The 5,043-nt window shown below is 54.2% G+C and carries 6 protein-coding genes; 2 read left to right on the forward strand and 4 right to left on the reverse strand.

The features are described 5' to 3' along the window. Positions 1–5 precede the first annotated feature (5 nt). From fur to ybfF, 4 genes are all read right to left on the reverse strand, one after another. Entirely contained in the window at positions 6–419 is a 414-nt protein-coding gene (fur, locus tag L977_RS11565; protein WP_047625792.1) for a ferric iron uptake transcriptional regulator, read from the reverse strand. Positions 420–706: 287 nt separating this feature from the next. Continuing rightward, complete coding sequence (gene fldA, locus L977_RS11570; RefSeq protein ID WP_008501067.1) at positions 707–1,237, reverse strand: flavodoxin FldA; 531 nt, start codon at positions 1,235–1,237, stop codon at positions 707–709. 155 nt (positions 1,238–1,392) lie between these two features. After that, the gene (gene ybfE, locus L977_RS11575) at positions 1,393–1,680 is read right to left on the reverse strand and encodes a LexA regulated protein (protein WP_014883017.1); all 288 of its coding nucleotides are present in this window, start codon (positions 1,678–1,680) and stop codon (positions 1,393–1,395) included. A gap of 128 nt (positions 1,681–1,808) precedes the next feature. Further along, positions 1,809–2,582 carry an esterase gene (ybfF, locus tag L977_RS11580; RefSeq protein WP_047625793.1) on the reverse strand — a complete coding sequence of 258 codons (774 nt, stop codon included), beginning with the start codon at positions 2,580–2,582 and terminating at the stop codon, positions 1,809–1,811. A 183-nt stretch (positions 2,583–2,765) separates the two neighbouring features. Between ybfF and seqA the strand changes: the two genes are divergently transcribed. Together seqA and pgm are read left to right on the forward strand one after the other, a co-directional pair. Next, positions 2,766–3,314, forward strand: a complete 549-nt coding sequence (seqA, locus tag L977_RS11585; protein WP_014883019.1) for a replication initiation negative regulator SeqA — start codon at positions 2,766–2,768, stop codon at positions 3,312–3,314. Between the two features lie 24 nt (positions 3,315–3,338). Beyond that, entirely contained in the window at positions 3,339–4,979 is a 1,641-nt protein-coding gene (pgm, locus tag L977_RS11590) for a phosphoglucomutase (alpha-D-glucose-1,6-bisphosphate-dependent) (RefSeq protein WP_047625794.1), read from the forward strand. Positions 4,980–5,043 lie beyond the last annotated feature (64 nt).

Consider the following 5,043-nt stretch of genomic DNA (forward strand, 5'->3'; position numbering starts at 1 on the left):
GAACATCAATCACCTTCAGCGCAGTGACCATACAGGTACAGGCTGTGGTTGGTCAGGCGGATGCCATGACGAGCGGCGATTTCACGCTGACGCGATTCGATGGAATCATCGCTGAATTCAATGACCTTGCCGCAATCGAGGCAGATCAGGTGATCGTGGTGATGCTGCTGGGTCAGTTCGAATACAGATTTACCGCCTTCGAAATTATGACGGGTAACAATGCCCGCGTCATCAAACTGGTTCAGCACGCGATAAACGGTGGCCAGACCAATCTCTTCACCCATGTCGATAAGACGTTTATAGAGGTCTTCCGCACTGACATGGTGGTTGTCTGGACCCTGAAGCACTTCGAGGATTTTTAACCGAGGAAGCGTTACTTTCAGGCCAGCCTTCTTTAATGCGGTATTGTTGTCAGTCATGCGGAATCTGTCCTGTTGCTAAACGATTCACTTCTGAAAGAAGTGACAGAAAATGCACCTTGGATATTGCGTCTCATTATAGAACTGCCACGGCTAAATGAAAACTGCAAGTCTCAGGCAAAGTATGCTTATAAAAATGGGGTATCACCGACAAACTTGTGAAATGAAAACCACATTTTACCAGGGAAACATTGTACAGGTCTGAGCGAAAAAGTTAAAAGTTTGTAGCAATTAATTTAATCGGTTTTACCTGGAAAACGGGCGCAACCGCCGTTGCGCCGCGAAAATCAGGCGTTGAGAATATCGTCCAGGTGCAGTTCTTCACGGATCTGCTTAACCCACTTCTCTACGCGCTCAGCGGTGAGCTCAGGCTGACGGTCTTCGTCGATGGCCAGACCCACGAAGTGATCGTCATCGGCAAGACCTTTGGAGGCTTCAAAGTGGTAACCGGCAGTGGGCCAGTGACCGACAATAACGGCGCCGTTCGGCTCAATGATGTCGCGGATAGTGCCCAGCGCGTCGCAGAAGTACTCGGCATAGTCTTCCTGATCGCCACAGCCAAACAGGGCAACCAGCTTGCCGTTGAAGTCCACCTCTTCCAGCGTTGGGAAGAAATCATCCCAGTCGCACTGTGCTTCACCGTAGTACCAGGTTGGAATACCCAGCAGCAGAATGTCGTAGCCCTCGAGATCTTCTTTGCTGCTCTTGGCGATGTCATGCACATCAGCAACGTCTTTACCGAGCTGTTTCTGAATGTTTTTTGCGATATTTTCGGTATTGCCGGTATCACTGCCGAAGAAAATGCCGATGATTGCCATGAGTAAAATAACCTCTTGAAACTTAATGGTATGGTGGCGCAATTCGGCCACGGATAAGGGCAATAATAGCAGAACAGGCAACCCTGCGGAAACCGCTATCGCGCAGGACTGCACTCTGTGCTACATGAAAAGGGTAAAAAAGGGGTTTTTCAGACTTATGCCTGGCTGCGCAATGTCTCAAGCTGGGCGATCAGCATCTCTTCAATGAGCTCGCTGCGGCTGATATTACGCGCTTCCGCCAGCTCGTTAAGCGCATCGACAGCGTCAGCATTGAGCTTCAATTCGACACGCTTAAGCCCACGATTTTTATCGCGTTTAAGCTGGTTGCGTTTATTAATACGCAGCTGTTCGTCGCGCGAAAGCGGATTCGTTTTCGGTCGTCCCGGTCGACGCTCATTCGCGAACAGATCTAGTGTCGTACGGTCCGTTTGTTCTTTGGCCATGATTCAGAGACTTCGGGGGAAACACGCCGCCCTGCTAATGCCCGGGCGATAAGCGCGCCATCATACATCAGCAAAAACGGCACGCCAACGACTGGAAGCCCGTCGTCTTCCAGTCGCTCTCTTTTTAATCAATTTGCCGTATCAGTGAGATAGCGACGAATGGCGCGCAGGACTGCTTCAGGTTTTTCCGCATGTACCCAATGCCCGGCACCGGCAATTACATGGGCGCGCGCCTGCGGGAATTGTGCCAGCAGCGTGTCGCGGTAAGCATCAGTAACGTAAGGCGAGTTACCGCCGCGAATGAAGAGGGTAGGATGCGGCCAGGCGGGGACGGCCTCCCAGCCCACGATGTTATTATACTGGTCCCACAGCACCGGGACGTTAAAACGCCATTGCCCCTCAACAAACGACTTCAGCAGGAATTGCACCACGCCTTCTTCATCAAGATGCTCACGCATCACGGCTGCTGCCTGCTGACGGGTGGAAACGCCGGCCTCCGTCACCGCATTAATTGCCGCGAAGATCTCATCGTGACGGCGAACGTCGTAATCCACTGGGGCGACATCAATCACCATCAGCCCGGAAATTCGCTCAGGTGCCAGTGCTGTGAGCGCCATGACCGCTTTACCACCCATCGAATGCCCGATGAGGGTCACTTTCTGCAGGTTGTGGGCGTCGAGCGTATCCAGGAGATCCTGCGCCATTGCCGCGTAGGTCATCTCGTCTGCGCGCCCGGAAAGTCCGTGGTTGCGCATATCGACCTGTAAAATATCGTGATCGGTAACCAGATCGCGCGCCAGCACGCCCAGGTTATCCAGGCTGCCAAAAAGTCCGTGAACCAGTACGATGGGAGGATTATTGTTCGGCGATTGTGCAGTTTGCGCTCGGGTATTCAATTTCATGGCAAAGTTCTTTTTTTACGTTTGTCAGGTTAGGGTATCATGTTGACCATTCTGCCGCCCGGCCGCAAGGTTCCAGTTTAATCTGACTTTTGCCGCCAACCTGGTTTGACGCTATCCGCTGTTGGGATTTGACCTTATAATCCCAATGACTTGTATTCAGATAAGATATCGCACTGGATTAAGATGAAAACAATCGAAGTTGATGACGAACTCTATCAGTATATTGCCAGCCAAACGCGGCATATCGGGGAGAGCGCGTCCGACATTTTACGGCGCATGCTTAAAATTTCCGCCGCTTCACAGCCTGCTACCCCAGTCACCAAAGATGTCGTGTCTCAGCCGAGCGTTGTTGCACAAGCAAAGCCTGCCGTGACGCCGGTAAAAGATAAAGTACGCGCGATGCGCGAGCTGCTGCTGTCCGACGAGTATGCGGAGCAGAAAAAGGCGGTTAACCGCTTTATGCTGGTGCTGTCTACACTTTACTCCCTGGATAACAAAGCGTTTGCTGAAGCGACCGAGTCGCTGCACGGTCGTACTCGCGTCTATTTCGCGGGTGACGAGCAAACGCTGCTGCAAAATGGCAACCAAACCAAACCTAAACATGTCCCTGGAACCCCATACTGGGTGATCACCAATACCAATACGGGCCGCAAGTGCAGCATGATTGAACACATCATGCAGTCCATGCAGTTCCCGGCGGAATTGATTGAAAAGGTTTGCGGTACAATTTAACCCTTGCATCAGAAGGACCCGGTAATGGCAAATCACAGCCGTGCAGGCCAACCTGCACAACAAAGCGATTTGATTAACGTCGCTCAGCTGACCGCGCAGTATTACGTGCTGAAACCGGTCGTGGGCAACGCAGAACACGCAGTGAAGTTTGGTACATCTGGTCACCGCGGCAGCGCGGCACGCCATAGCTTTAACGAACCGCACATTCTGGCCATTGCTCAGGCCATTGCGGAAGAGCGCGCTAAAAACGGCGTTACCGGTCCGTGCTACGTGGGGAAAGATACCCATGCGCTGTCTGAACCGGCGTTCATCTCTGTGCTGGAAGTGCTGGCGGCAAACGGCGTCGACGTGATTGTGCAGGAGCATAACGGCTTCACGCCAACGCCGGCGGTGTCTAACGCTATCCTGGTGCACAACAAAAAGGGTGGCGCGCTGGCTGACGGGATTGTTATCACGCCATCCCACAACCCGCCGGAAGACGGGGGCATTAAATACAACCCGCCTAACGGTGGCCCGGCAGATACTAACGTCACCAAAGTGGTAGAAGACCGCGCAAACGCGCTGTTGGCTGACGGTCTGAAAGGCGTGAAACGCATCTCTCTGGATGCGGCAATGACGTCCGGTCATGTAAAAGAGCAGGATCTGGTTCAGCCGTTCGTGGAAGGGCTGGCGGATATCGTCGACATGGCGGCGATTCAGAAAGCAGGCCTGAAGCTGGGCGTGGACCCGCTGGGCGGCTCTGGTATCGAGTACTGGAAACGCATTGCCGAGCATTACAAGCTGGATCTGACCATCGTGAACGATCACATCGATCAGACCTTCCGCTTTATGCACCTGGATAAAGACGGCGCGATCCGTATGGACTGCTCCTCCGAGTGTGCGATGGCGGGCCTGCTGGCGTTGCGCGACAAATTCGATCTGGCGTTTGCTAACGACCCGGATTATGACCGTCACGGTATCGTCACCCCTGCCGGGCTGATGAACCCGAACCACTATCTGGCAGTGGCGATCAACTACCTGTTCCAGCATCGTCCGCAGTGGGGCAAAGAGGTGGCTGTTGGTAAAACGCTGGTCTCTTCCGCGATGATCGACCGCGTGGTCGACGCGCTGGGCCGCAAGCTGGTGGAAGTGCCGGTGGGCTTCAAATGGTTTGTTGACGGTCTGCACGACGGCAGCTTCGGCTTCGGTGGTGAAGAGAGCGCCGGGGCATCCTTCCTGCGTTTCGACGGCACGCCATGGTCAACCGATAAAGACGGTATCATCATGTGCCTGCTGGCGGCGGAGATCACCGCGGTCACCGGTAAGAACCCGCAGGAACATTACAACGACCTGGCGGCACGTTTTGGTGCGCCAAGCTACAACCGTATTCAGGCGAGCGCGACCTCAGCCCAGAAAGCGGCGCTGTCTAAACTCTCTCCGGAGATGGTCAGTGCCAGCACCCTGGCAGGGGATCCGATCACCGCGCGTCTGACGGCTGCACCGGGTAACGGCGCGTCTATCGGGGGTCTGAAAGTAATGACCGACAACGGTTGGTTCGCTGCACGTCCGTCCGGTACGGAAGACGCGTATAAAATCTATTGCGAAAGCTTCCTCGGCGCTGAGCACCGTCAGCAGATCGAGAAAGAAGCCGTAGAGATTGTCAGCGAAGTGCTGAAGAACGCGTAAGTGCGTTATCGGTGCGGGCTGATGCCCTCACCCCGGCCCTCTCCCACGGGGAGAGGGAGAAAAC

Source organism: Enterobacter sp. ZOR0014, assembly GCF_000798855.1.
Taxonomy (GTDB): Bacteria; Pseudomonadota; Gammaproteobacteria; order Enterobacterales; family Enterobacteriaceae; genus Enterobacter; species Enterobacter kobei.

What these genes read in the sequence shown, in the direction of transcription:
- fur (WP_047625792.1), bottom strand. Translation starts at nt 419, where the DNA reads ATGACTGACAACAATACCGCATTAAAGAAGGCTGGCCTGAAAGTAACG.
- ybfE (WP_014883017.1), bottom strand. Translation starts at nt 1,680, where the DNA reads ATGGCCAAAGAACAAACGGACCGTACGACACTAGATCTGTTCGCGAAT.
- pgm (WP_047625794.1), top strand. Translation starts at nt 3,339, where the DNA reads ATGGCAAATCACAGCCGTGCAGGCCAACCTGCACAACAAAGCGATTTG.
- seqA (WP_014883019.1), top strand. Translation starts at nt 2,766, where the DNA reads ATGAAAACAATCGAAGTTGATGACGAACTCTATCAGTATATTGCCAGC.
- ybfF (WP_047625793.1), bottom strand. Translation starts at nt 2,582, where the DNA reads ATGAAATTGAATACCCGAGCGCAAACTGCACAATCGCCGAACAATAAT.
- fldA (WP_008501067.1), bottom strand. Translation starts at nt 1,237, where the DNA reads ATGGCAATCATCGGCATTTTCTTCGGCAGTGATACCGGCAATACCGAA.